This is a genomic window from Acidimicrobiia bacterium, assembly GCA_036271555.1.
In the GTDB taxonomy this organism is placed as follows: Bacteria; Actinomycetota; Acidimicrobiia; order IMCC26256; family PALSA-610; genus DATBAK01.
In genome coordinates this window covers 29,894-51,053 of the sequence record DATBAK010000026.1, presented here as the reverse complement: position 1 = coordinate 51,053, position 21,160 = coordinate 29,894, and the positions used below count along the sequence as shown (strand labels likewise).

Here is a 21,160-nt window from a genome sequence, read left to right as displayed (position 1 = left end):
CCGCTGCGACGGCACGCGGCACGCCGGACACGGGCGCCGTGCTCGTCGCTACGGCAAACCGGCGCCCGGGATGGCGACGCGGGTCGCGCGGATGCGGCCGGGGCGCGTCTTCACGGTCTCATCGTTCAATGCCATCTCCGACGTGCAGATGTAGAGCGTGCGGCGGTCGTCGTCGCCGAGCATGCACGCGAACGCGCCCTGCTCGGTCGCGATCTCCTGCAGGATCTCGCCGCCTTCCCGCACGCGCAGGCACCGGCGGCTCAGCGGACACGCGATCCACACCGCGCCTTCGGCGTCGAGGCAGATGCCGTCGGGGAGCGCGCCGTCGAGCTGCGCCCATAGGCGACGATCGGTGAGGGACCCGTCGGCCGCGATCGTGAACGCGGTGAGCCGACCGGCGACGGTCTCGCCGACGATCAGGGTGCGACCGTCGGGGGTGACGACGCTGCCGTTCGGGAACTGCAGGTCGTCGGCGGAGACGCGCGCGGTGCCGTCGGGCTCGACCGCGACGATGTTCGACGGCCGCGGGCGCTCGCCCCGATCGAGGTCGAAGCCGAAGCTGCCGACGTAGGCGCGCCCGTCGGCCGACACGACCATGTCGTTGCAGTTGTGGATCGAGAGGCCCGAGAGATCGGCCACCTCCGCGAGGGTGCCGTCGCGCTCGAGTCGGAGCAGTCGCTGGTCGAGCATCGACACGATCAGCAGGTCGCCGGCCGGTGTCCAACCCAGACCCGAAGGTTGCTGCTCGACCCGCACGATCTCGTCGACCGCGCCGGTCGCGGGGTCGAGCGCGAGCACCTGGTGCGCGTGCTGATCCGAGAAGAACAGTCGGCCGTCGTGCCAGCGCGGCCCTTCCGGGAACGCGAGTCCTTCGACCACTGTTCGCAGGTCGGCAGCATCAGCCATCGTCACCCTCCTCGGTCGCAGTCTCGTCGATCGGTTCGACGGCGCGCTCGGTCGTCGAGGGACTCAACTCGTCGAGCGGGCGCCCGTACGACTCGGGCAGCCCGGGCACGAAGAACGCGGCGACGAGCGACGCGATGCCACAGATCGCGATCGCGCGACCGATGCCGCCGACGTGGTCGGAGAGCTGGCCCGCCGCGACGAGGCCACCCGCGGACCCGATCACGCTGATGCCCACGAGGAATCCGTTCGCGGTGCCGCGCACCTCGGTCGCGAACAGCTCGGCGCCGAGCGTGGCGAGCACGATGCCCGCGACCGCGCCGGTCACCGTGGCGAGGCCCGAGCTCACCCAGAGCACCGGACCACCGACGAGGAAGAACACCATCTGGATCGCGGTCGCGCCGAAGAGCGACGCGCTCGCGAGCGGAATGCGCCGGCCCCGTTCGGCGAGCCGGCTCGCGACGATCACGCCGAGGATTCCCGGCACCACCGTCGTCACCGCGAGGAGCACGACGATCCCGGATCCCGAGAAGTGGCGCACGTCCTGCAGGTAGCGGTTCGTGAGCTGCGACGAGGGCGCGTTGAAGACGTTCGTGAGCAGTGCGATGAGGGCGAGCAGGAAGAACCGCCGACCGTACGTCGGGCCGAGCACCTCGCGCAGCTGCCCGCGCGTGATCCGCTTCGACACGAGCGCGTGGTAGCGGCGAGTCTCGGCGAGCTCGCGCGCGAGACGGGGGATCATGAGCAGCACGACGAAGCTCAACGCGAACGACACGCGCCAGGCCTGCACGCCGCGGTCCGCGATCGGCAGGGTGAGCACCGCGAAGGAGAAGCCGAAGCCCCCGGCGAGCCCGAGCATCGCCGTCGAGAACGCGCGCGCGCCTTCGGGCGCCTCTTCGACGGCGGCGACCGCAGCGACGGCATAGGTCGCGTTCACGAACGCGCGCGTGAGGGTCTGTAGCGCGGTGAGGGACCCGAGCGAGGGTGCGAACGCGGACGCGATGTTCGTGATGCAGATTCCGGCGACGCACACGAGGAGCATGCGCCGGCGGCCGACGCGGTCGGCGAGGGCGGTCGCGACGAGCGCGACGAGCACCCCGCCGCGCGTGATCGCGAGTGCGCTGCTCAGACGCGCGTCGGACGCGTGGAACGCGTCGGCGATGAAGCTCGAGTTCTGACCGAAGAGGCCGCCGCCGAAGCCCGCGATCGTGCACGCGAACGCGGCGGCCGAGAGGAGCGCGGCCTGCTCCGGCTCGAACGCCACGTCCGGGAGGGCCTTCACACCCTTCGGCGGCGGCGGTGGCTCGGTCCCGTCGAGCGCGGCCTCGATGCTCTCGACGGCGAACCGCACGTTGCGCTTCAACATCGTCGCGACGAGCGGGCCGATCGCCCACCAGAAGAAGGGCACCGCGAAGTCGGTGTCCGCGTCGACGGTCACGAGCGAGCCCGCGGCGTCGCTCACGATCGTCACCGACAGCGACGCGTCGGCGGCCGCGCTCGGAAGCGTGCCCGTCAGCGTGCCGCCGGGCGGCCCGTCGACGTCGAGCGCGGCGCGCGCGGCCTGCTCCACGTCCGCCACCGGCTCGTCGAGGCGGACGAGCATCTGGCGGCGCACGTGCGGCATGCTACGGCCGGTGCGTCGCAACCGAACGGCGCCGGATGGAGGACGACATGGCGCTCGCGGTCGGTGACAAGGCCCCCAACTTCTCGCTGGTCGACCAGCACGGGAAGAAGGTGAAGCTCGGTGACTTCAAGGGCCGGAAGCTGATCGTGTACTTCTACCCGAAGGCCGACACGCCGGGCTGTACGACGCAGTCCTGCGAGTTGCGCGACGCGCACCCGTCGTTGAAGCGACTCGGCGTCGCGATCGTGGGCATCAGTCCGGACGCGCCGGCGAAGCAGTTGAAGTTCGACGAGAAGTACTCGCTCGAGTTCCCGCTCCTCGCCGACGAGGACCATTCGGTCGCGACCGCGTGGGACGCGTGGGGCGAGAAGTCGCTCTACGGCAAGAAGTACATGGGCATCATCCGCTCGGCCTTCGTCGTCGACGAGAAGGGCAAGCTGGCCGGCGTCTTCTACAAGGTCTCCCCGAAGGACACCGTCAAGAAGGTCAAGAGCGCGCTCTGAGCCTCGCCTCGGTCCCGTGGTACTGCGTTATCGGGGCATAGCCCCGTAACGCAGTACCACTACGAACGCGGACGAGCGCTTACGCGCCGACGGCGTGGAAGCCGCCATCGACGTGAACGATCTCGCCCGTCGTCATCGGGAACAGATCCGAGAGCAGCGCGACGCACGCGCGCGCGACGGGCTCGTTGTCCTTCACGTTCCAGCCGAGTGGTGCACGCGTCGCCCACACGTTTTCGAACTGGTCGAAGCCCGGGATGCTCTTCGCCGCGATCGTGCGGATCGGGCCTGCGGCGACGAGGTTCACGCGGATGCCGTCGGCGCCGAAGTCGCGCGCGAGGTACCGCGCAGTCGACTCGAACGCGGCCTTGGCGACGCCCATCCAGTCGTACACGGGCCACGCCTGCGTGGCGTCGAAGTCGAGGCCCACGATCGACCCACCGCCGCTGAGTAGCGGCCGGCACGCGACCGCCAACGCCTTCAGCGAATACGCCGACACCTGCAGCGCGATCGAGACGTCGCTCCACGGCGCGGTGAGAAATCCGCCGCCGAGACACGACTCCGGTGCAAACGCGATCGCGTGCAGCACGCCGTCGAGGCGGCCGCCGACGCGCGCCGCGAGCGACGCGAGATCGTCGTCGTTCGACACGTCGAGCTCGACGATCTCGACCGTCTCCGGCAGCCGGCGGGCCGCGCGCTGCGTGAGGCTCATCGCGCGCCCGAACGACGTCAGCACGACCTCCGCGCCTTCCTCCTGCGCGCGCCGCGCGACGCCGAACCCGATCGAGTCGGTGTTGAGCACGCCCGTGACGAGAATGCGTCGGTCCTTCAGCAGCATCGATCCCCCCGAGTGAAGGCGCGGGTCAGAGCGGCCCGTTGGAGTGTCGCCGCGGCCGTCGGGTGTCGCGCTTCGTTGCGAGTACTTCCAGCGTGCGCAGCAGCGCGCTGCGGGTCTCGGACGGCTCGATCACGGCGTCGACGTACCCGCGCTCCGCGGCGCGGTACGGGTTCGAGAAGGCGGTCCCGTATTCGTCGACGAGCTCGCGCTCGCTCGTCACGCGCTCCTCGTCGGACAGGGTGCGCAGCCGCCGGCCGTGCAGGATCTGCACCGCCGCGGACCCGCCCATCACCGCGATCTCTGCGCCCGGCCACGCGAGACAGACGTCGTTCCCGACCCCACGCGAGTCCATGACGATGTACGCGCCGCCGTACGCCTTGCGCAGCACGATGCAGACGCGCGGCACGGTCGCCGCGCAATATGCGTGCACGAGCTCCGCGCCGTGGCGGATCATCCCGCGCCATTCGAGGTCGCGCCCGGGCTCGAAGCCGGGCGTGTCGACGAAGGTGAGGATCGGCAGGTTGAAGGAGTCGCAGAACTCGACGAAGCGCGCCGCCTTGCGCGACGCCTCGATGTCGAGCGTGCCCGCGCGGTGCGACGGCTGGTTCGCGACGACGCCGACCGCCCGCCCACCGAGACGTCCGAGCGCGGTCACCATGTTCGCCGCGTAGTCGGCGCGCAGCTCCAAGAGGGTGTCGGCGTCGAGCACGTCCTCGACGACGACGCGGACGTCGTAGGGCCGGTTCGGCGCCGCGGGCACGACCCGCGCCGCCTGCTCGCACGGCCGGGCCGCGACATCGTCGCCGGCCACGAGCGGCGGATCCTCGAGATGATGGCTCGGAAGGTACGAGAGCAGCGCGGCGACCGCCTGCTCGGCTTCTTCCGGCGTGTCGACGACGAGCGATGCGACGCCGCTGCGCGTGCCGTGCATCGCCGCGCCGCCGAGGGCGCCGCGCGCCACCGAGATGCCCGTGAACTCGACGACGGAGTCGGGACCGCTCACGTACGCGAACGCGTCGCCGGTCATCACGACGAGATCGGCGAGCCCGAGCAGCAGCGCGGGACCGGAGACGCACGGCCCGATGACCGTGAGCACGGTCGGCACCACGCCCGACGCGTGCGCGAACGCGCGTGCGATGCGGCCCCAACCGTGGAGCGCGGCGACGTTCTCGCGAAGCTCCGCACCGGACGTGTCGAGCACACCGACGATCGGTAGGTGCGACTCGAGGCCGAGCGTGACCGCCCGCGCGATCGTCCCCGCACCGGCCGCCCCGATCGCGCCGTGGTGCTTGCCGCCCGCGACGCGGAACCACGAGACGGGACGTCCGTCGATCTCCCGCATCCCCGCCGTGGCGGCGGCGTCGACCTGCGCGCCGATCGCGACCGCGACGGTCACGACGCCGGGGCGATGATCAGGCTCGCGTTGTGGCCGCCGAATCCGAACGAGTTCGACAGTGCAGGACCCGCGGCGACGGCGCGCGGCTTGCCCGCGACGATGTCGAGATGGATGTCGTCGCCGAGCTGTTCGAAGTTCGCGGTCGGCGGCACGAGACCCTCGGCCATCGCGATCAGGCACGCGACCGCCTCGGTCGCGCCGGCCGCGCCGATCAGGTGACCGGTGACGCCCTTCGTCGACGTCGTCGGTGGGGAAGTGTCGCCGAACACCTTGCGCACCGCCTCGGCCTCGGCCGCGTCGTTGAGCGGCGTCGACGTGCCGTGCGCGTTGATGTGCGCGATGTCGGACGGTGCGAGTCCCGCGTCGTCGAGCGCGAGCTGCATGCACGCAGCCGCGCCCTCACCACCGGGCGACGGCGCAGTGATGTGGTAGGCGTCGGAGTTCCGGCCGTAGCCGACGATCTCGCCGTAGATGCGCGCGCCGCGCGCGACCGCGTGGTCCCACGACTCGAGTACGAGCGCGGCCGCGCCCTCACCCATCACGAAGCCGTCCCGATCGGCGTCGAACGGCCGCGACGCGCGGAGAGGATCGTCGTTGCGCGTGCTCAGCGCGGTCATACGTGCGAACGCGCCCATCGCGGTCGGGGTGATCGAGCACTCCGCACCGCCCGCGAGCACGACGTCGGCCTCGCCGTAGCGGATCATGCGCGCGGCCTCGCCGATCGCGTTCGCGCTCGCGGCGCACGCGGTCGCGACACAGAGGTTCGGCCCGGTCCAGCCGAAGCGCATCGCGATGTTCCCGGCCGTCGCGTTCACCATCATCATCGGCACGAGCAAGGGGCTGACGCGAGTCGAGCCCTTGTCGTGGCGGATGATGACCTGCTCCTCGAGCGTCGTGAGGCCACCGACGCCGCCACCCATGACGACGCCGCAGCGCGCGGGGTCGGTCGCGAGATCGCCGGCGTCGGCGAGCGCGTCGGCCGCGGCCGCAACGCCGAGCTGCGACGAACGGTCGAGCCGGCGCGCGTCTTTCGGCGGCACGTACGCGGTGACGTCGAAGTCGCGCACCTCGCAGCCGAACTTCACCGCGAGGTCGGCGGTGTCGAGCAGCGTGAGCGGCGCGGCGGCGGAGACGCCGGCAGTGAGCGCGCTCCAGAACGAGTCGACGTCGCAGCCGGCGGGCGTCTTCACACCCAGCCCGGTGACCGCGACGCGCGCTCTTCCCCGGTGATCGACGGCGGCGCTCATCGGTGGGTCACCCGACCTTGGCGAGCACCATGTCGACCGCGTGACCGACGGTGGTGACGCCTTCGAGGTCCTCCTCGGGCACTTCGATGTCGAAGCGCTCCTCGAGACCCATCACGAGCTCGACGAGGTCGAGGCTGTCGGCGTCGAGATCTTCCTTGAAACGAGCCGCCTCCGTGACGGAGTCGGGCTCGACACTGAGCACCTCGACGGCAACGTCACGAATGGCGTCGAGTGCCACGGTGCGCTCCATGTGATGTCCTCCTGAAAGGGCTGGGATTCGGGCATGACGGTCGGTCGGACGGGTCGAACTGGGTCGAACTGTACGGGACGGGCGTGCGAAATCAGTGCCCCATCCCGAGCCCGCCGTCGACGGGTAGGAGCGCGCCGGTCACGTAGCCGGCGGCTTGCGAGCTCAAGAACGCGATGGCGCTCGCGCATTCCTCGACCGTGCCGAAACGTCCGAGTGGAACCGTCTGCGCGGCCGTCGCGCGCCAGTCCTCGGGCATGTCCGCGGTCATCGCGGTCTCGATCGGACCCGGCGCGACGACGTTGCACGTGATGCTGCGACGCGCGAGCTCGCGCGCGACCGAACGGGTCAGACCGAGCAGTCCGGCCTTCGCAGCGGCGTAGTTCGCCTGCCCCGGTGCGCCGATCTGCGCGCTCGCGGACGACACGTTGACGATGCGTCCGTACCGCGCCTTCATCATGGCGGGCGTGGCGCGCCGGATCGTATGGAACGCGCCGGTCAGGTTCGTCGAGAGCACCGCGTCCCACTGCTCGTCGGTCATGCGTACGACGAGTCCGTCGCGGGTGACGCCCGCGTTGTTCACGAGCACGAGCGGCGCGCCGAACGCGGCCTCGGCTTCGCCGAAGAGCCGGTCGACCGCGCTTGCATCGGCGACGTCGGCGCGTACCGCGAGCGCCTTGCCGCCCGCGGCTTCGACCGCCGCGACCGTCGCCTGCGCGCCCGCGTCGTCGTTTCCGTAGCAGAACGTGACGGGGTGACCCTGGCGCGCGAGCGCGACGCACGTCGCCGCGCCGATGCCTTTCGATCCGCCCGTGACGAGCGCGGGGCTCGTGTCGCTCATCGATCACCCCAGCGCATCAGTGCGCTCGCCCAGGTCATGCCCGCGCCGAATCCGCACATCAACACGAGGTCGCCGGGCTGGACACGGCCGTCGTCTACGGCTTCGAACAACGCGAGCGGGATCGACGCCGACGACGTGTTGCCGTAGCGCTCGATGTTCACGATCGTGCGCTCCATCGGAATGCCGACACGACCCGACGCGGCCTCGATGATGCGGAGGTTCGCCTGGTGGGGCACGAACCAGTCGACGTCGTCCGCGGTGATGCCCGCCTTCTCGAGCGTCGCCGCGCTCGATTCGACGACGACGCGCACCGCGCGCCGGAACACCTCTTGGCCGGCCATGTACATGTAGTGCTTGCCGGCCTTGACGGTCTCGATCGACGGTCGCAGTCGCGATCCGCCGGCGGGGATCTCGAGCAGGCCCGCGGCGGAGCCGTCGCAGCCGAGGTCCCACGCGAGCAGGCCGCCGTCGCCGGTCGCGGGGGCGATCACCGCGGCGCCCGCGGCGTCGCCGAAGAGGATCGTCGTCGTGCGGTCCTCGGGATCCATCAGTCGCGAGACGGTCTCGGCGCCGACGAGCAGCACGTTGCGGCTGCCGGTCGCGAGCATCGACGCGCCGACGACGAGCTCGTACACGAATCCGCTGCACGCGGCGGAGAGGTCGAACGATCCGCACCGCAATCCGAGCGCTTCACCGATGAACGCGCCGGTGTGCGGCATCGGCTGCTCGGGCGATTGCGTCGCCACGATCATGAGGTCGATGTCGGACGGCGTGAGTCCCGCGTGCTTGATCGCCGCCGCGGCCGCGGTGGTACCGAGCGTCGCGGTGCTCTCGTCGGGACCGGCGATGCGACGCTCGCGAATGCCGGTGCGCTCGACGATCCACGCGTCCGAAGTCTCGACGCGCGCTTCGAGGTCTTGATTGGTGAGGCGGCCCTCGGGGACGGCGACTCCGTAACCGACGATCGTCGCGCCGGCGACCGTCACGCGACCCGCAGCCACGCGATCGGCTGGCCTTCGCGCAGCCGCTCACCGGGGTGGGCGAGCATGCCGCACAGCCGTCCGCGGAAGGGACTGCACACCGGCATCGACACGCCCGGTCCTTCGACGACACCGATCTCCTCGCCCGCGTCGACGTCGATGTCGGGCGCCACGGTCGGGCGGAAGACGCCGACCGACGGCGCAACGATCATGCGCTCGGGGACGTCGAGCAGCTCGCCGTGATGGGTCGACCTCATGAACGGGCACCTCCGAGGGTGTCGACGGCATCGGGGACGGCGATGCCGAACACGGGAACGTCGGGAACCGTGCGTTTCGCAACGCCGGCGATCATCGATCCGTGCCCGACTTCGAGGAACATGCTCGCATCCAGGGCCTGCAGCGCTTGCATCGAGGCGCGCCAGCGGACGGGGCGAGTGACGTGCACGGCGAGGCGTTCGCGCCAGCCGTCGGCGTCGTTGTACGCGGTCGCGTCGGCGTTCGAGACGATGGGTGCCGAGGGCGCGTGGAGTGACAGTTCGGAGAGCGCGGACTCGAGGCCCGCGACCGCCTCGTGCATGAGAGGCGTGTGAAAGGCGCCGCCTACCGGCAGCGACATCGCGCGCTTGACGCCGAGGTCTTTCGCGCGCGCGCTCGCGATGTCGACGCCGTCGGGCGTGCCCGCGATCACGATCTGTCCGGGCGCGTTGTCGTTCGCGAGCCAGCACGCGTCGGGTGCCGCGGCGCACGCTTCGTTCGCCTGCTCCTCGGTCGCGCCGAGGAGCGCGGCCATGCGGCCCGGGTGCGCGTCGGCCGCGGCCTGGGTGAGGTCGGCGCGGCGAGCGGCGAAGCGGATGCCGTCGTCGAGCGAGATGGTGCCCGCCGCGACGAGGGCCGTCACCTGGCCGAGTGAGTGACCGGCGAAGGCGACGATCTCGACATCGGGCGCGGCGGCGAGGCGAGGGCCGAGCGCGTCCCACGCCATGAGCGAGGTGAGGAGTACCGACAGCTGCGAGTTACGGGTGCGTCCGAGGTCGTCGGCGTCGGCGTCGAGGAGGAGGGGAGCGAGCGGCTCGCCGAGCGCGTCCTCGGCGCGGTCGACCACTGACCACGAAGGCTCGCCCTTCCACGGGCGGCCCATCGCGGGGGCTTGGGTTCCCTGGCCGGGGAACACCACTGCGACGCGCACGAGCTGACGACCTCCGGGGGCTGGACGGGTAAGGGCTCGGACCCGTTGCGGCGGGTCTGGGTTACAACCGTCCCCACCCTCGATGACCGATGCGTCACCGCTTCGTGAACGGAGCGCGAAGGCGACGATCGCGGCGGGTGCGGTGGTAGGAAGGCCGCCCATGGCGACCTCCGACCCGATCGCACTCCTTCCTCATCGGCCGCCGTTCCGGTTCGTGGACGAAGTCGACGAGCTGGTGCCCGGTTCCCTGGCCGTGGCTCGGTGGCGCATCACCGGGGACGAGGACTTCCTGACCGGCCACTTCCCGGGCAATCCGGTCGTTCCGGGCGTGCTCCAGCTCGAGGCGCTCGCCCAGACCGGCGGCATCGCGATCCTCTCGGACGCTCGCTACGCGGGTTCGCTGCCCCTGTTCGGCGGCGTCGAGGACGTGCGCTTCCGCCGCGTCGTGCGGCCCGGTGACGAGCTCGTGCTGCGCGTCGAGATGGAGCGCCTGAGTGCGCGTGGTGGTTGGGGACGCGGCGAGGCAACCGTCGACGGCACGGTGACCTGTCGGGCGCGACTGCTGTTCGCGCTGGCGCCGGCCGAGTCTGCGCAGTAGCTCAGCTGCGGCGCGACGTGCGCCGGCCGCTGCTGCGTTCGGTACCGATGCGGCGCAGCTCCTGGAGCTCCTTCGCAGTGAGCTCGGCGGGCGCGTGCTCGCGCTCGGCGCTGGCTGCGTCGCCCGGTTCGGGATCGACGCCCAACAGCACGCGGGTCTCGATCTCGCGATCGATGCGCGCCTCCTGGCGGACACGCCGCGAAGGAGTGAGCACGATGAGCAGCAGCCCCACCGCGGCGACGCCGGCGATCACACCCGCGAAGAACGCCATTCGGTCAATCGTACCCGGCACCCTCACATGCCCTGGCATGATGCGCACCGCGGCCCGAGTGGTGGAATGGCAGACACGGCGGACTCAAAATCCGCTGCTCGCAAGGGCGTGGGGGTTCGAATCCCCCCTCGGGCACCTTGCAAAAAACAAGGAGTCCGACTTCCACGCAGGGAGTCAGTTGATGTCCTGCCGAACCGACAGCGCGATGCCGAGCGCTGCGAGTGCGGCGGCCCACGCGATCAGCGTGATCGCGCCGGCGCCGGGCGAGAGGAGATGGTGGACCCTGAGGCCCATCAGCGCGTCCGAAGCCCGGGTCGGCGCGAGCCGCCCCACTGAGGGGACAAGGCCGAACACGATGTTGTCGACGATGAGACCCCCGGCGAGCAGGGTGATGATCGCGCCGACCTGGTTGTGGATGATCGCGCCGACCCCGACGCCGATCGCGCCCCACAGCACGACGCCGGCCAGCCCCCCAAGGGTGAGGAGCAGGACGTCGCTGCTGGTGAGCACGACCGTGATGCCCCGCCCGTCGAGGCTTGCGTAGCCGATCGCCCAGGCGATCCCCTCGCCCACGATCCCGAACGCGAGTCCGGCGAGCGCGCCGACGACGACCTTGGCCGCGAGGACGCGTGTGCGCCCGGGGTTGAACAGGCTCGTCGGACGGATCGTGCCGAAGCGGTACTCACTGGTGACGAGCAACACCCCGGCCAGTGCCGAGAACACGCCGGCGAGACTGCTCACGCTCAGCAGCTCACGCTGATCCTCTCGGCTCGCCAGCGCGCTCGAGTGGCTGAGCAGCCCGCTGAGCAGCGCGAAGAGCAGGACGAGCGCGACCATCCCGATGATCAGCCCGATCGTGGTGCGGGTCGAGCGAATCTTCAGCAGCTCGGCCCTGATCTGCGCGATCACGCCGGTGCCTCGGCGGTCAGTTCGAGGAAGATCTCCTCGAGCCCGCCTCCGTCGTTGACCAGCTCGTGAACCGGGACGCCGGCGGCGAAGGCGATCTCTCCGACCCGCTCGCTCGATGCTCCTTGGACGAGCAGCGCGTGGTCGGTACTCGTCGTCACCGGCAGCGCCGCGTCGCGCAGCGCCGTCGCGAGTCGCTGCGGATCGCCGCTGCGGACGCGCACCGGGCCTCCGGCACGCGCGGTGAGCTCGGCCAGCGAGGACGAGATCACCAGCCGCCCGCGACTGATGATCAGCACTCGGTCGACGGTCTGCGCGACCTCGGCGAGCACATGACTCGAGATCAGCACCGTGCGACCCTCTGCGGCCAGGCTGTGCAGGAAGTCGCGCAGCCAGCGAACGCCCTCCGGGTCGAGCCCGTTGGCCGGCTCGTCGAGGATCAGCAGCTCCGGGTCGCCGAGCAGTGCCGCCGCGAGCCCGAGTCGCTGACGCATCCCGAGCGAGTATCCCTTCACCCGTCGCCGGGCGGCGTCACCGAGCTCCACCAAGCGCAGCACCTCGTCCGCACGCGAGTCGGGAAGGTCGACGGCCTGCCCGAGCATCCGCAGGTGGTCGCGACCGGTTCGGCCGGGATGGAAATCGGTCGCCTCGAGCACGGCGCCGACCCGCAACGCCGCACGCGGCAACGCCGCGTACGGATGATCGAACACCAGTGCCCGTCCACTCGTCGGCGCCGCGAGACCGAGGATCATCCGCAGTGCCGTGGTCTTGCCGGCGCCGTTCGGTCCGAGAAAACCGGTGATCGTCCCGGCCTCCAGCGCAAACGACAGGTCGCTGACCGCGGTGATCTCAGCGAAGCGCTTGGTCAATGACTCGGCTTCGACGACCGTCGTCATCCGCGTGGCCCAACGTTGAACGGCACTGCGAAGTCTTGGTACGTATCGCGCCCCACTTCGCTGGGCAGATACGTGATCCGCAAACCCAGATCCGTCGGGAGCAGGCCTGGTTGCTGGTCGCTCCACGAGTGCAGCGATTGCTCGACCAGCTGCCACTCGGCGCCGTCGATCTGCCCATCGCTGATCTTCACGAACGCCTCGTGGTGGGCGGGCTCGGTACGCAGGGTCAGCTCCGGGCAGCGGGCGGCGAGTGCTTCCGCCTCGTCGGGTGGGACGGGCCGGCACCACTCCATCGGACCGTCGCTGTCCTCGCTGACCTCGCCCCAGTAGATACAAAAGAACGCGCCGGCGCGGCCCTCGATCCACGGCAGCTGGTAGCGCCGAAGCAGGGCGATGAACTCCTTGCCGAACGCCCACGCCCGATCCACCCCGGCGATGTTGCGCTTCACGCACAGCAGGCTGCGATCGGGTATCTCCCTCGTCCAGGCCTCGTACGTCACGGACCGCCTGCCGCTCAACTCGTCGATCAGGTAGGTAGCGAGCGCGCGGCGGGTCGTGTGCTCGGCCTCGGTTGCGGCCCAGACCTCGCGGATGCGGTCTGCCGCCTGGATCGGCTCGAGCGCCAGGATCACCTTGATCTCCGCCAGCGGGATCCGCAGCTGGCGCAGGGCCGCGATCAGGCGTGCCTGCTCGAGCTGGCCGGGCTCGTACAGGCGATAGCCGGAGTCCTCGTCCACGCGTGCCGGCGGCAGCAGACCCAGCTCGTCATACCGCCGCAGCGCCTTGGCGGAAAGCCGCGAGCGTCCGGCGAACGCTCCGATGCTCATCAGCTCCACGTGCTCGCTCCTCATGGATGCGACCGTTGCCCGACGAGTCTGCGGCTTCCCCCAAGGTCAAGGTCAAGCAGCCGCGTCGAGGAAACGTGGACCGGGATCCTCCGGGCCCGCACGAGCCACATGAACGGTGAAGGTCGTGAGGGCCAGTGACGGGTAGAGCCCCGCTGCGTGCACGTGCTTGCGATCGTCCTGCCGCTGCTGCTGATCGCGGCAGTGTTGATCCTCGGCGTTCGGTTGCGCCGGAGCGGGTTCTACGAATCCTCAGCGCGCGAGCGACGCGCCCGACCGATGGGCGGGCACGGCTGGATCTTCATGACGCTGATGCTCGCCACCGCCGCGCTCGTCCTCGTCATGTCCATCCAAAGGCGAGGATTCGCGTCGGCCGTCACGACGTTCGTCGTGAGCGGAGTGGGCTCGGTTCTCGTCGCGCGTTGGATGCGCGGTGGCCGAGCGAGTTCGTGACGCTTCGGCGCTCAGTCCTTGTGGTGGAGCTTGTCCTTGACGTCGTCGATGACGTCCTTGGCCTTCTCTTCCACCTTGTCGACCGCGTCCTTGAGCTTGCCGCTCGCGCGGTCCGCCTTGCCTTCACGCTTCAGGTCCGGATTGTCGGTGAGATCACCGGCAGCTTCCTTCGCGCGGCCCTTGAGGTCATCGGTGTTCGCGTCCATGGTCGTCCTCTCGATTTCGAAGGCTGGGTCGGCGGTCAGCGCGTTCGAGGTCTGCTACCCCGTGGTCGGCGCCGACGAACAAGGTTGCTTCCCGCGCATGGTGCGGCGATACACCCGAACGGGTGGAACACGAATCGCGTGCGACGGCGCCGTCAGGCGGTTGCCAGAGCTCGATGCGGTTGCCTTCGGGGTCGGTGACCCAACCGAAGCGACCGACGCCCTCCATCTCCTGCGTGTCCTCGGCGACGTCGGCGTTCAGGCCGAGGCGCTCGCGGTACCACGCACCCAGAGCCGCCGGGTCGGCGGCGCGGCACGAAGTGGCCGCCGATGCCGAGCACACGTTCCATTGCCTGATCTTGCCGGCGCGGGCGTGGCGTCGGGCATGATGCAGGCTCGAACGAGCCGGGGGGCGGGGTATGCGGAGGGGACTGGCGGCGCTGGTGACGAGCGCGCTGCTCGGGGCGGGGATGATCGTGCCGGCGATGACGGCCGCGCACGCGAGCCCGCCTACGACCGGACCGTGGCCCGCGTGCTCGGTGCCGTGCATCTCGATCGGTGACACGACGATGGTCGAGGGCGACACCGGCAGCCGCACGATCTCGCTTCCCGTGACCCTGTCGCAGCCGTCGAGCACTCAGATCACGGTGCAGTACCGGATCGCGTCGGCGTCGGCGACCGGTGGGAAGAAGGCCGCGCCGGGCATCGACTTCAACGACAAGAGCGGCACCGAGCACACGCTCACGTTCAAGGTCGGCAGCAACGGCCTCACGAAAGTCGCCGCGTCCGTGTCCGTGCCGGTGTTCGCGGATACCGCGGCCGAGGGTGACGAGACGTTCCGCGTCATCCTCTCGAACCCGACCGGTGGGGCGCGCCTGTCGCGCGCCCTCGGTATCGGGACGATCCTCGACGACGACGCGTCGCCCGACGTGCGGGTCGCGATCGGCGACTCGAGCGTCGTCGAAGGGAGCTCCGGAACGGGGCGCAAGCTCATGTTCCCGGTGACGCTCTCGTCGCCACTGACGAGCGCGCTCACCTTGCAGTATGCGATCGCGGGCGTCGACGCGCAGTGGAGCAAGACCGCGACCGGCGGCGGCGACTTCGGCGGCAAGACCGCGGGCACGATCGTGATCAAGCCCGGACGCAACGGCACGACCCCCGTGGTGAAGAAGCTCGCGGTCACGGTGTGGCCGGACGCGCTGCTCGAGAACGACGAGACGCTCACGGTCGCGATCAGCGCGGCGTCGCTCCCGCCGGGTGTGTCGATCACGCGTGCGACCGGCACCGGCACGATCATCGACGACGACGCCACACCCACGAGCACGCCGGCGCCGAGCTCGATGGCCGCGCTCGGCGATTCGATGACGAAGGCCTTCGACGCCTGCGACGTCCTGCAGGAGTGTCCGGCCGTCTCGTGGTCCACCGGCACGCAGGTCGACATCGACAGTCAGTACTCGCGCCTGCTGCTCGTGAATCCCGCGATGAACGGGCACGCGCACAACGACGCGGTGTCGGGCGCGCAGATGAACGCGCTGAATGGCCAGGCGGCGAGCGCGGTCGGCCAGGGCGTCGACTACGTGACGATCGAGATGGGTGCGAACGACGCGTGCACGTCGACCGAGTCGGCGATGACGTCGGTCGCGACGTTCCAGAGCCAGTTCCAGAGCGCGATGAACACGCTGAAGAACGGTCTGCCGAACGCACACGTGCTCGTGGCGAGCATCCCCGACCTCGAGCGCCTCTGGCAGGTCGGGCACGTCGACGCCGACGCGGTGAGTCGCTGGACGCAGTTCGCGATCTGCCAGGCGATGCTCGTGAACCCGACGTCGATGGCGCAGGCCGACATCGACCGCCGCGCACGCGTCCGTCAGCGCGTGGTCGACTTCGACACCGCGCTCGCGACGGTGTGCGCGCAGTGGGCCAACTGCCGCTTCGACGACAACACGGTGTTCAGCTTCCCGTTCGAGCTGCCGGACATCTCGTCGATCGACTACTTCCACCCGAGCCAGCAGGGCCAGACGATGCTCGCGCTCGGCACGTACGCGGCCGGGTGGAACTGGTAGCCGGATCGCGCCGGTCGTGGGTTACTTGAACAGCTTCCAGATCATGCCGCCGACCTTGCGCTGACGTCCCGACTTCGTCCACGGGATGCCCGTCGCACGCGACACCCGTCGCTTCGCCGCCGTGATGCCGAACTGGCGCTTCCAGCTCCAACCCCCACGATTCATGTCCGCCCTCCGTTCCTTCGAGCCTGGGGAGATGATCGCGCCGGCCTACGACACTCAGTGCACGATCGTGCCGGTCGTGCCCGGAACGACGGGGTGGATCTGGATCGGCGTGCAGCCGGGCATCGCCTTGGCGATCGGCACCGAGACCGTCGTGTTCGGCGGGGTGACGAGCAGCTTCGGGTAGGTCGGGCAGCTGGTGGCTCCGTTCACCGGGACGTCGGTTCCCTCCATGAACGCCGACGCGATCTGTCCCGGCGCCAGCGTGACGACCGGCGGACCTTCGCCGGGCGGGAGCGCGTGCCAGAACCCGTTCACGGTGCGCACCGCCTGCACGACCTGGTGGCCCTGCGCGTCGAGCGCGGCGGCACCGGGATAACCCTCGAGATGACAGGTCGTGCCGCTCGAGTTGCGGAACCGGAGCACCACGCCGATGTGGCCCATGCCCGAGTTGTCGGTCGCCGTCGTCGCGATCTGGCCCGACGTGCACGCGGCCGACGCCGCGGGCGGCGGCAACGGCACCGCGGTGGTGATGGTCGTCGTGGGCATCGGGCGCGCGGTCGCCGTCGGCGCGGGGATGGTGGTCGTCGTCGTGGTCGTCGCGCGCGGATGCGACGACGGTGGGCTCGCCGCCTTCGCCGTCGAGTGTCCGCACGCGGCGAACGCGATCGCACCGACACCGAGCACACACAGACCGCGAGCTCTCATGAGAACCGCACCTCTCGTCGTGGGTGCCATTCAGACGCTCGCGGCGTCCGCGCGGTTTGCGCGTCAGTCCCAGACGGTGACGATTCGTTGCGTGACGAACGGGCTCGTGTCGGTGAGCTGGGCCTGACACGACGCGCTCCACCACGGCTGCGACGTGGTCGGCTCGTGGCAGTCGGCGAGGTGCGGCGGCGCGGCCGACGCGCTGCACGAGTACGGGCCCAGCCGGCCCCAGGCCGCGGACAGGAAGAGGCAGACCTGCCCGCCCTCGAGCTGGAACGCCCACGGTCGCGGCGTCTTGTTCGCGGGACCGCCGGAGACCGAGCTCGCGAGGAATGCGACGACGTCGAGCGCGGTCGGATCGTTCGGGCAGACCAGCGGTTGCGCAGAACCGCGTGGTCCCTCGAAGCACGGGTCGTAGACCTGGCTGCCGGAGGCGTCGAAGCAGCGGTAGTAGTCGTGCGCGCCCACGCCCGCCTGCAGGCAGTATCCCGACGCCTGCGTCGTCACGTGCAGGCGGGGATCGATCGCGTTCCCGACGAACGGGTGGTACGCGACGACGCTCGTTCCGACCGGCACCGCGCTGGTGGTCGTCGACGTGGTCGATGTCGCGGACGCGGTCGTCGGTGTCGTCGACGACACCGACGACCGCGTCGGGGGAGTGGTCGCAACGAATGTCGTCGGCGTCGACGCGGGCGCGATGCCCGACGCGTGACGGCCATCGTGGTTCGCGACCGCAATGCCGACCGCGATCGCGAGCGCCACGGCGACGCCGAGCGCGGCGACCAACACGCGTCGGCCCGGCCCTCGCCGCGCGCCGCCACCGGCAGTCGTCGCGGCCGGCACGCGAGCGAGCGCCGCGTCGTCGAGCTGCGCGCCGTAGCGCGCGAGCCGTTCTTCGATCGTCGGCATCATCCCGCCTCCATCTGCGCGCGCAGGCGCTTCATCGCGCGGTGCAGCTCGTTGCGAACGCTCCCCACCGACGCGCCCGTCATCTCCGCGGCCTGCGTGTACGAGTAGCCGTGCCCGTGTACGAGCAACACGGCCGCGCGTTGACGGGGCGAGAGCGTGAGCAGCGCCTCGTCGAGGCGCACGCCGACGTCGCCGAGATCGGGATCGACGGGTTCGGCGGGGAGCTCGATGCGCCGCCGGCGCGGCCGCAGCAGCCGCCGGCTCGCGGATTGCCCGACGCGGAACAGGTACCCGACGGGCCGTTCCATCGCGCCGACGCGGTCCCAGTGCTCCCACGCGAACGCGAGCGCTTCCGCACACGCGTCGCCGCCGACGTCGACGCCGTAGGCCGCGACGAGCGCGCGGCGCAGACCCTCGCCGTGCCGCGCGACGAACTCCTCGAACGACGGTTCCGTCTCGCTCAGCCCGACGTCGTGTCGTGACGGTTCGTGCACGATCCTTTCAACCTCCGAGCGGCATCAATCGTCTCAACCTCGCGCGTCATGCTGGTGGCGCGTGGACACCGTGTGGATCGGACTCGCCGACGGGGTGCTCGTCGTGCACCTCGCGTACCTCGCGTTCATCCCGCTCGGCGGCTTCCTCGCGTGGCGCCGGCCGCGACTCGTATGGGTGCACCTCGTCGCGATCGCGGTCGGCGTCGTGAGCATCACCATCGGGTTCGACTGCCCGCTCACGTCGTGGGAGCAGTCGTTCCGGCGCCGCGGCGGACAACGCCCGTACCGCGACGGGTTCGTCGACCACTATCTGACCGGCCGCGTCTATCCGCACGGATACGAGTGGGCGGTCTGGCTCGTGTTCGGTGCCGGGATCGCGGCCGCCTACGCGCTCCGGCCCTCGACGAATCGTGACTCGGCCGTCGCGGCCAAACCGGGCGAAGTTGACACTCCGTAGTTAACCGACCACGATGGGTGGTAGGGCAACGGGCTGGGAGTGGGACATGGGAACGGGCGGACTCCGCGCGCGCGTCGGCGCGGCGCTGATGGCGGTATTGGCAAGTGGGGCGACGTTCGCCGCAGTCGGCGGGATCACGCCCGCGCCCGCGGGCGCGCAGATGACCGATCACGCGACCGCGTTGCCGGGACTGATGCGGTTCGAGGTCGTCGACGCGGCGAGCAAGCACGTCTTCGTGTCGCTCTACGACACGAGCAAGGTCGCCGTGCTCGACTTCTCGGGCAACCTCGTCCACACGATCTCCGGTGAGGCCGGTGCGCGCGGCCTCGCGGTCGTCGGCACCACGCTCTATGTCGCGGCCGCGACCGCGGGCGCGATCGACACGTTCGACACGGGCACGTTCGCGAAGACGGGCACGCTCGCGACCGGCATCGCGGGGATGGACTACCTCGCATCCGCGGCGGGCGCGCTCTGGGTCGTGCCGTCGTCGACCGGCTTGCTGACGCGCGTCTCGCTCGCCGACGGATCGACGCAGGCGTTCGCGAATCCGATCGTCGTCGACGGTGTGGGTCTCGCCGCCGATCCCGCGAACCCGAACCGTCTCGCGATGTTCGTGCCCGGTGACTCGCCGACGACGGTCGCGATCATGGACCTCTCCGGCGCGACGCCCGTGAAGGTCGCGCTGAAGCGGCTCGAGACCGAGCAGGTCTCGAACTCGCAGGACTTCGCGTGGACTCCCGACGGCACGTCGGTCTTCTCCGCGGGCGGTGCGCCGTATCAGTTCGTCGGCCTCGACTCGACCACGCTCGCCGACACCGGCGTCGTGTATCCCGCGAACCCGTACCCGACTTCGGTCGCGACGACGGCCGCGGCCGGCGGTCTGTTCGCCGGAGGCATGAACGGCATCTACAACCCGGACGTCGTCGTGTACCGACTCGGCGTCCCGAGCGCGCCGATCGCGTCGCACGACTTCGGCCCGACCGACCAGACGGTCGAGGGTGGCGGCGTGCGGTTCTCACCCGACGGAACCCGTGTGTTCGCGATCACGGGCGACCACGGCCACGACGCACCGAAGGACACCTTCCACGTCTTGACGATCGCGGGCGCGACCGTGCCGAGCCCGTTCACGCTCTCGCCCTCGCCCGAGTCGTTCGGGTTCCAGCGCGTCGGCACGTACGGCCTGTCGCGCACGGTGACGGTCACGAACACCGGATCGAGCGCGGCCACGATCACCGCGATCGGCATCGGCGGGGCCAACTCGTACGACTTCTTCGGCACGACGACCTGTCGCGTCGGCAAGTCGCTCGCGGCGGGCAACTCGTGCACCGCGACCATCGCCTTCGGCGCGCTGAAGCTCGGTGCGCGCCAAGCCAATCTCGTGGTCCGCAGCGCGAACTCCAGCGCATCGGCCCCGCTCACCGGCAGCGGCACCGAGGGGTACTACCTCGCCGACGCGCGCGGTGGCGCGGCCGGCTTCGGTGACGCGAGCGTCCTCGGCGTCGCCGAGCACGCGCTCGCCGCACCGGTGATCTCGATCACGCCGACCGCGAACGGCGCGGGCTTCTGGTTGCTCGCGCGCGACGGCGGCATCTTCTCGTACGGCAACGCCGCGTTCCACGGCTCGACCGGCGCGATGAAGCTGAACAAGCCGATCGTCGGCATGGCCGCGACACCGACCGGCAAGGGCTACTGGTTGGTCGCGTCCGACGGTGGGATCTTCAGCTTCGGTGACGCGAAGTTCTACGGCTCGACCGGCAACATCCATCTCTCCCGGCCGATCATCGGCATGGCGCCGACCGCGAGCGGTCACGGCTACGAGTTCGTCGCGAACGACGGCGGCGTCTTCTCCTACGGCGATGCGCACTTCTTCGGCTCGGCGGCGAACTCGGGCGCGCGCATCGTCGGGCTCGCGGGCACGCCGACGGGCAAGGGCTACTGGATGGTGTCGAGCGGCGGCCAGGTCTTCCGCTACGGCGACGCGCCCGCGTACGGCGACGCCGCGAGTCGGGGCGTGACCGACGTCATCGGCATCGCCGGCACCGCGCCGTTGATCCCACCCGCGCTGGTCGGTGTCGCGCGCGCCTCGTCGTCGGGCCTGACTCCGCTCACCGCGCGTTCGTCGACGCGCCTCGCCTACAGGCCGTAGAGCCGGACGGCGTTCCCGCCCAGGATCTTCGCCCTGGTGGATGCATCGAGGTCGGCCATGTTCGCGGCCGCGGTCGCGAGCGGGTCCGGGTAGAGGCGCGTCGGGTGCGGGAAATCGAGCTTCGCCGGCGCGCGCGACGTCCAGAGATCGCGCCGCTCGGTGAGGTGCGTGTCGGCGCCGACGACCTTGACCGGACCCAGATCGACCGTCATTGATCTCGTCCTCTCGCTGACCGCGCGCTCGTGCGGACATGATGTCGCAATCGCCAGGTCCCACACCCGACGGCA

Annotated in this window: 26 protein-coding genes, 1 tRNA gene and 1 pseudogene; 7 read left to right on the top strand and 21 right to left on the bottom strand. The window is 70.5% G+C overall.

What is annotated here, in order from left to right; translation table 11 throughout:
* Positions 1-48 precede the first annotated feature (48 nt).
* On the bottom strand, positions 49-906 hold the full coding sequence (locus tag VH914_07735; protein ID HEX4491078.1) for an SMP-30/gluconolactonase/LRE family protein: 858 nt from the start codon (positions 904-906) through the stop codon (positions 49-51).
* The gene (locus VH914_07730) at positions 899-2,518 is read right to left on the bottom strand and encodes an MFS transporter (protein HEX4491077.1); all 1,620 of its coding nucleotides are present in this window, start codon (positions 2,516-2,518) and stop codon (positions 899-901) included. Before VH914_07730 ends, VH914_07735 begins: the two co-directional genes overlap by 8 nt.
* 44 nt (positions 2,519-2,562) lie before the next feature.
* Here VH914_07730 and bcp point away from each other — a divergent pair, with 44 nt between their 5' ends.
* Complete coding sequence (gene bcp, locus VH914_07725) at positions 2,563-3,030, top strand: thioredoxin-dependent thiol peroxidase (GenBank protein ID HEX4491076.1); 468 nt, start codon at positions 2,563-2,565, stop codon at positions 3,028-3,030.
* A gap of 79 nt (positions 3,031-3,109) precedes the next feature.
* Here the strand turns inward: bcp and fabI are convergent, their stop codons facing one another.
* The 8 genes from fabI to VH914_07685 form a co-directional block, all read right to left on the bottom strand.
* Positions 3,110-3,865, bottom strand: coding sequence for an enoyl-ACP reductase FabI (gene fabI / locus VH914_07720; GenBank protein ID HEX4491075.1), 756 nt, complete (start codon positions 3,863-3,865; stop codon positions 3,110-3,112).
* A gap of 25 nt (positions 3,866-3,890) precedes the next feature.
* A complete protein-coding gene (locus tag VH914_07715; GenBank protein ID HEX4491074.1) occupies positions 3,891-5,261 on the bottom strand; it encodes a carboxyl transferase domain-containing protein in 1,371 nt (456 codons plus the stop codon).
* A complete protein-coding gene (gene fabF / locus VH914_07710; protein HEX4491073.1) occupies positions 5,258-6,508 on the bottom strand; it encodes a beta-ketoacyl-ACP synthase II in 1,251 nt (416 codons plus the stop codon). The genes VH914_07715 and fabF overlap by 4 nt, the downstream gene beginning before the upstream one ends.
* Positions 6,509-6,515: 7 nt before the next feature.
* Complete coding sequence (gene acpP, locus VH914_07705; protein HEX4491072.1) at positions 6,516-6,758, bottom strand: acyl carrier protein; 243 nt, start codon at positions 6,756-6,758, stop codon at positions 6,516-6,518.
* Positions 6,759-6,849: 91 nt separating this feature from the next.
* On the bottom strand, positions 6,850-7,596 hold the full coding sequence (gene fabG, locus VH914_07700) for a 3-oxoacyl-ACP reductase FabG (GenBank protein HEX4491071.1): 747 nt from the start codon (positions 7,594-7,596) through the stop codon (positions 6,850-6,852).
* Positions 7,593-8,597, bottom strand: coding sequence for a beta-ketoacyl-ACP synthase III (locus VH914_07695; GenBank protein HEX4491070.1), 1,005 nt, complete (start codon positions 8,595-8,597; stop codon positions 7,593-7,595). The genes fabG and VH914_07695 overlap by 4 nt, the downstream gene beginning before the upstream one ends.
* Complete coding sequence (locus VH914_07690; GenBank protein ID HEX4491069.1) at positions 8,579-8,833, bottom strand: hypothetical protein; 255 nt, start codon at positions 8,831-8,833, stop codon at positions 8,579-8,581. The genes VH914_07695 and VH914_07690 overlap by 19 nt, the downstream gene beginning before the upstream one ends.
* Positions 8,830-9,762: an ACP S-malonyltransferase gene (locus VH914_07685; protein HEX4491068.1), complete on the bottom strand. Its 933-nt coding sequence runs from the start codon at positions 9,760-9,762 to the stop codon at positions 8,830-8,832. The genes VH914_07690 and VH914_07685 overlap by 4 nt, the downstream gene beginning before the upstream one ends.
* A gap of 160 nt (positions 9,763-9,922) precedes the next feature.
* On the opposite strand from VH914_07685, the gene fabZ reads away from it, so the two are divergent.
* A complete protein-coding gene (gene fabZ, locus VH914_07680; GenBank protein ID HEX4491067.1) occupies positions 9,923-10,360 on the top strand; it encodes a 3-hydroxyacyl-ACP dehydratase FabZ in 438 nt (145 codons plus the stop codon).
* Between the two features lies 1 nt (position 10,361).
* Here the strand turns inward: fabZ and VH914_07675 are convergent, their stop codons facing one another.
* Positions 10,362-10,631 (bottom strand): hypothetical protein, encoded by a 270-nt coding sequence (locus VH914_07675; protein ID HEX4491066.1) that lies wholly within the window; start codon positions 10,629-10,631, stop codon positions 10,362-10,364.
* Between the two features lie 52 nt (positions 10,632-10,683).
* Between VH914_07675 and VH914_07670 the strand changes: the two genes are divergently transcribed.
* Positions 10,684-10,766, top strand: a tRNA-Leu gene (locus VH914_07670).
* A gap of 39 nt (positions 10,767-10,805) precedes the next feature.
* Here VH914_07670 and VH914_07665 read toward each other — a convergent pair.
* The 3 genes from VH914_07665 to VH914_07655 are packed head-to-tail and all read right to left on the bottom strand — an operon-like array spanning position 10,806 to position 13,260.
* Complete coding sequence (locus VH914_07665; protein ID HEX4491065.1) at positions 10,806-11,540, bottom strand: hypothetical protein; 735 nt, start codon at positions 11,538-11,540, stop codon at positions 10,806-10,808.
* Positions 11,537-12,433: an ATP-binding cassette domain-containing protein gene (locus tag VH914_07660; GenBank protein ID HEX4491064.1), complete on the bottom strand. Its 897-nt coding sequence runs from the start codon at positions 12,431-12,433 to the stop codon at positions 11,537-11,539. Before VH914_07660 ends, VH914_07665 begins: the two co-directional genes overlap by 4 nt.
* Entirely contained in the window at positions 12,430-13,260 is an 831-nt protein-coding gene (locus VH914_07655) for a MerR family transcriptional regulator (protein ID HEX4491063.1), read from the bottom strand. Before VH914_07655 ends, VH914_07660 begins: the two co-directional genes overlap by 4 nt.
* A gap of 177 nt (positions 13,261-13,437) precedes the next feature.
* Here VH914_07655 and VH914_07650 point away from each other — a divergent pair, with 177 nt between their 5' ends.
* Positions 13,438-13,731 carry a hypothetical protein gene (locus VH914_07650; protein ID HEX4491062.1) on the top strand — a complete coding sequence of 98 codons (294 nt, stop codon included), beginning with the start codon at positions 13,438-13,440 and terminating at the stop codon, positions 13,729-13,731.
* An 11-nt stretch (positions 13,732-13,742) separates the two neighbouring features.
* Here VH914_07650 and VH914_07645 read toward each other — a convergent pair whose 3' ends face one another.
* On the bottom strand, positions 13,743-13,937 hold the full coding sequence (locus tag VH914_07645) for a CsbD family protein (GenBank protein HEX4491061.1): 195 nt from the start codon (positions 13,935-13,937) through the stop codon (positions 13,743-13,745).
* 157 nt (positions 13,938-14,094) lie between these two features.
* A pseudogene (locus VH914_07640) lies at positions 14,095-14,284 on the bottom strand (VOC family protein).
* A 261-nt stretch (positions 14,285-14,545) separates the two neighbouring features.
* Between VH914_07640 and VH914_07635 the strand changes: the two are divergent.
* Positions 14,546-15,997: an SGNH/GDSL hydrolase family protein gene (locus tag VH914_07635; protein HEX4491060.1), complete on the top strand. Its 1,452-nt coding sequence runs from the start codon at positions 14,546-14,548 to the stop codon at positions 15,995-15,997.
* Between the two features lie 21 nt (positions 15,998-16,018).
* Here VH914_07635 and VH914_07630 read toward each other — a convergent pair whose 3' ends face one another.
* The 4 genes from VH914_07630 to VH914_07615 form a co-directional block, all read right to left on the bottom strand.
* Positions 16,019-16,162 carry a hypothetical protein gene (locus VH914_07630; protein ID HEX4491059.1) on the bottom strand — a complete coding sequence of 48 codons (144 nt, stop codon included), beginning with the start codon at positions 16,160-16,162 and terminating at the stop codon, positions 16,019-16,021.
* Between the two features lie 54 nt (positions 16,163-16,216).
* The gene (locus VH914_07625) at positions 16,217-16,867 is read right to left on the bottom strand and encodes a DUF4232 domain-containing protein (protein HEX4491058.1); all 651 of its coding nucleotides are present in this window, start codon (positions 16,865-16,867) and stop codon (positions 16,217-16,219) included.
* 63 nt (positions 16,868-16,930) lie between these two features.
* A complete protein-coding gene (locus VH914_07620) occupies positions 16,931-17,776 on the bottom strand; it encodes a hypothetical protein (protein ID HEX4491057.1) in 846 nt (281 codons plus the stop codon).
* Positions 17,776-18,270, bottom strand: a complete 495-nt coding sequence (locus VH914_07615; protein ID HEX4491056.1) for an RNA polymerase sigma factor — start codon at positions 18,268-18,270, stop codon at positions 17,776-17,778. The genes VH914_07620 and VH914_07615 overlap by 1 nt, the downstream gene beginning before the upstream one ends.
* A 61-nt stretch (positions 18,271-18,331) precedes the next feature.
* On the opposite strand from VH914_07615, the gene VH914_07610 reads away from it, so the two are divergent.
* On the top strand, positions 18,332-18,727 hold the full coding sequence (locus tag VH914_07610; protein HEX4491055.1) for a DUF2784 domain-containing protein: 396 nt from the start codon (positions 18,332-18,334) through the stop codon (positions 18,725-18,727).
* Positions 18,728-18,773: 46 nt separating this feature from the next.
* Positions 18,774-20,873 (top strand): choice-of-anchor D domain-containing protein, encoded by a 2,100-nt coding sequence (locus VH914_07605; GenBank protein HEX4491054.1) that lies wholly within the window; start codon positions 18,774-18,776, stop codon positions 20,871-20,873.
* Here VH914_07605 and VH914_07600 read toward each other — a convergent pair.
* Positions 20,861-21,085, bottom strand: coding sequence for a hypothetical protein (locus VH914_07600; GenBank protein ID HEX4491053.1), 225 nt, complete (start codon positions 21,083-21,085; stop codon positions 20,861-20,863). The two genes, VH914_07605 and VH914_07600, sit on opposite strands and share 13 nt — an antisense overlap.
* Between the last annotated feature and the right edge of the window lie 75 nt (positions 21,086-21,160).

Bases quoted from the DNA above. Each gene is read 5' to 3' on its own strand.
- VH914_07735 (HEX4491078.1), bottom strand. From the start codon at position 906: ATGGCTGATGCTGCCGACCTGCGAACAGTGGTCGAAGGACTCGCGTTC.
- bcp (HEX4491076.1), top strand. From the start codon at position 2,563: ATGGAGGACGACATGGCGCTCGCGGTCGGTGACAAGGCCCCCAACTTC.
- fabI (HEX4491075.1), bottom strand. From the start codon at position 3,865: ATGCTGCTGAAGGACCGACGCATTCTCGTCACGGGCGTGCTCAACACC.
- fabF (HEX4491073.1), bottom strand. From the start codon at position 6,508: ATGAGCGCCGCCGTCGATCACCGGGGAAGAGCGCGCGTCGCGGTCACC.
- acpP (HEX4491072.1), bottom strand. From the start codon at position 6,758: ATGGAGCGCACCGTGGCACTCGACGCCATTCGTGACGTTGCCGTCGAG.
- fabG (HEX4491071.1), bottom strand. From the start codon at position 7,596: ATGAGCGACACGAGCCCCGCGCTCGTCACGGGCGGATCGAAAGGCATC.
- VH914_07690 (HEX4491069.1), bottom strand. From the start codon at position 8,833: ATGAGGTCGACCCATCACGGCGAGCTGCTCGACGTCCCCGAGCGCATG.
- fabZ (HEX4491067.1), top strand. From the start codon at position 9,923: ATGGCGACCTCCGACCCGATCGCACTCCTTCCTCATCGGCCGCCGTTC.
- VH914_07675 (HEX4491066.1), bottom strand. From the start codon at position 10,631: ATGGCGTTCTTCGCGGGTGTGATCGCCGGCGTCGCCGCGGTGGGGCTG.
- VH914_07660 (HEX4491064.1), bottom strand. From the start codon at position 12,433: ATGACGACGGTCGTCGAAGCCGAGTCATTGACCAAGCGCTTCGCTGAG.
- VH914_07655 (HEX4491063.1), bottom strand. From the start codon at position 13,260: ATGAGCATCGGAGCGTTCGCCGGACGCTCGCGGCTTTCCGCCAAGGCG.
- VH914_07645 (HEX4491061.1), bottom strand. From the start codon at position 13,937: ATGGACGCGAACACCGATGACCTCAAGGGCCGCGCGAAGGAAGCTGCC.
- VH914_07630 (HEX4491059.1), bottom strand. From the start codon at position 16,162: ATGAATCGTGGGGGTTGGAGCTGGAAGCGCCAGTTCGGCATCACGGCG.
- VH914_07625 (HEX4491058.1), bottom strand. From the start codon at position 16,867: ATGAGAGCTCGCGGTCTGTGTGTGCTCGGTGTCGGTGCGATCGCGTTC.
- VH914_07620 (HEX4491057.1), bottom strand. From the start codon at position 17,776: ATGCCGACGATCGAAGAACGGCTCGCGCGCTACGGCGCGCAGCTCGAC.
- VH914_07605 (HEX4491054.1), top strand. From the start codon at position 18,774: ATGGGAACGGGCGGACTCCGCGCGCGCGTCGGCGCGGCGCTGATGGCG.
- VH914_07600 (HEX4491053.1), bottom strand. From the start codon at position 21,085: ATGACGGTCGATCTGGGTCCGGTCAAGGTCGTCGGCGCCGACACGCAC.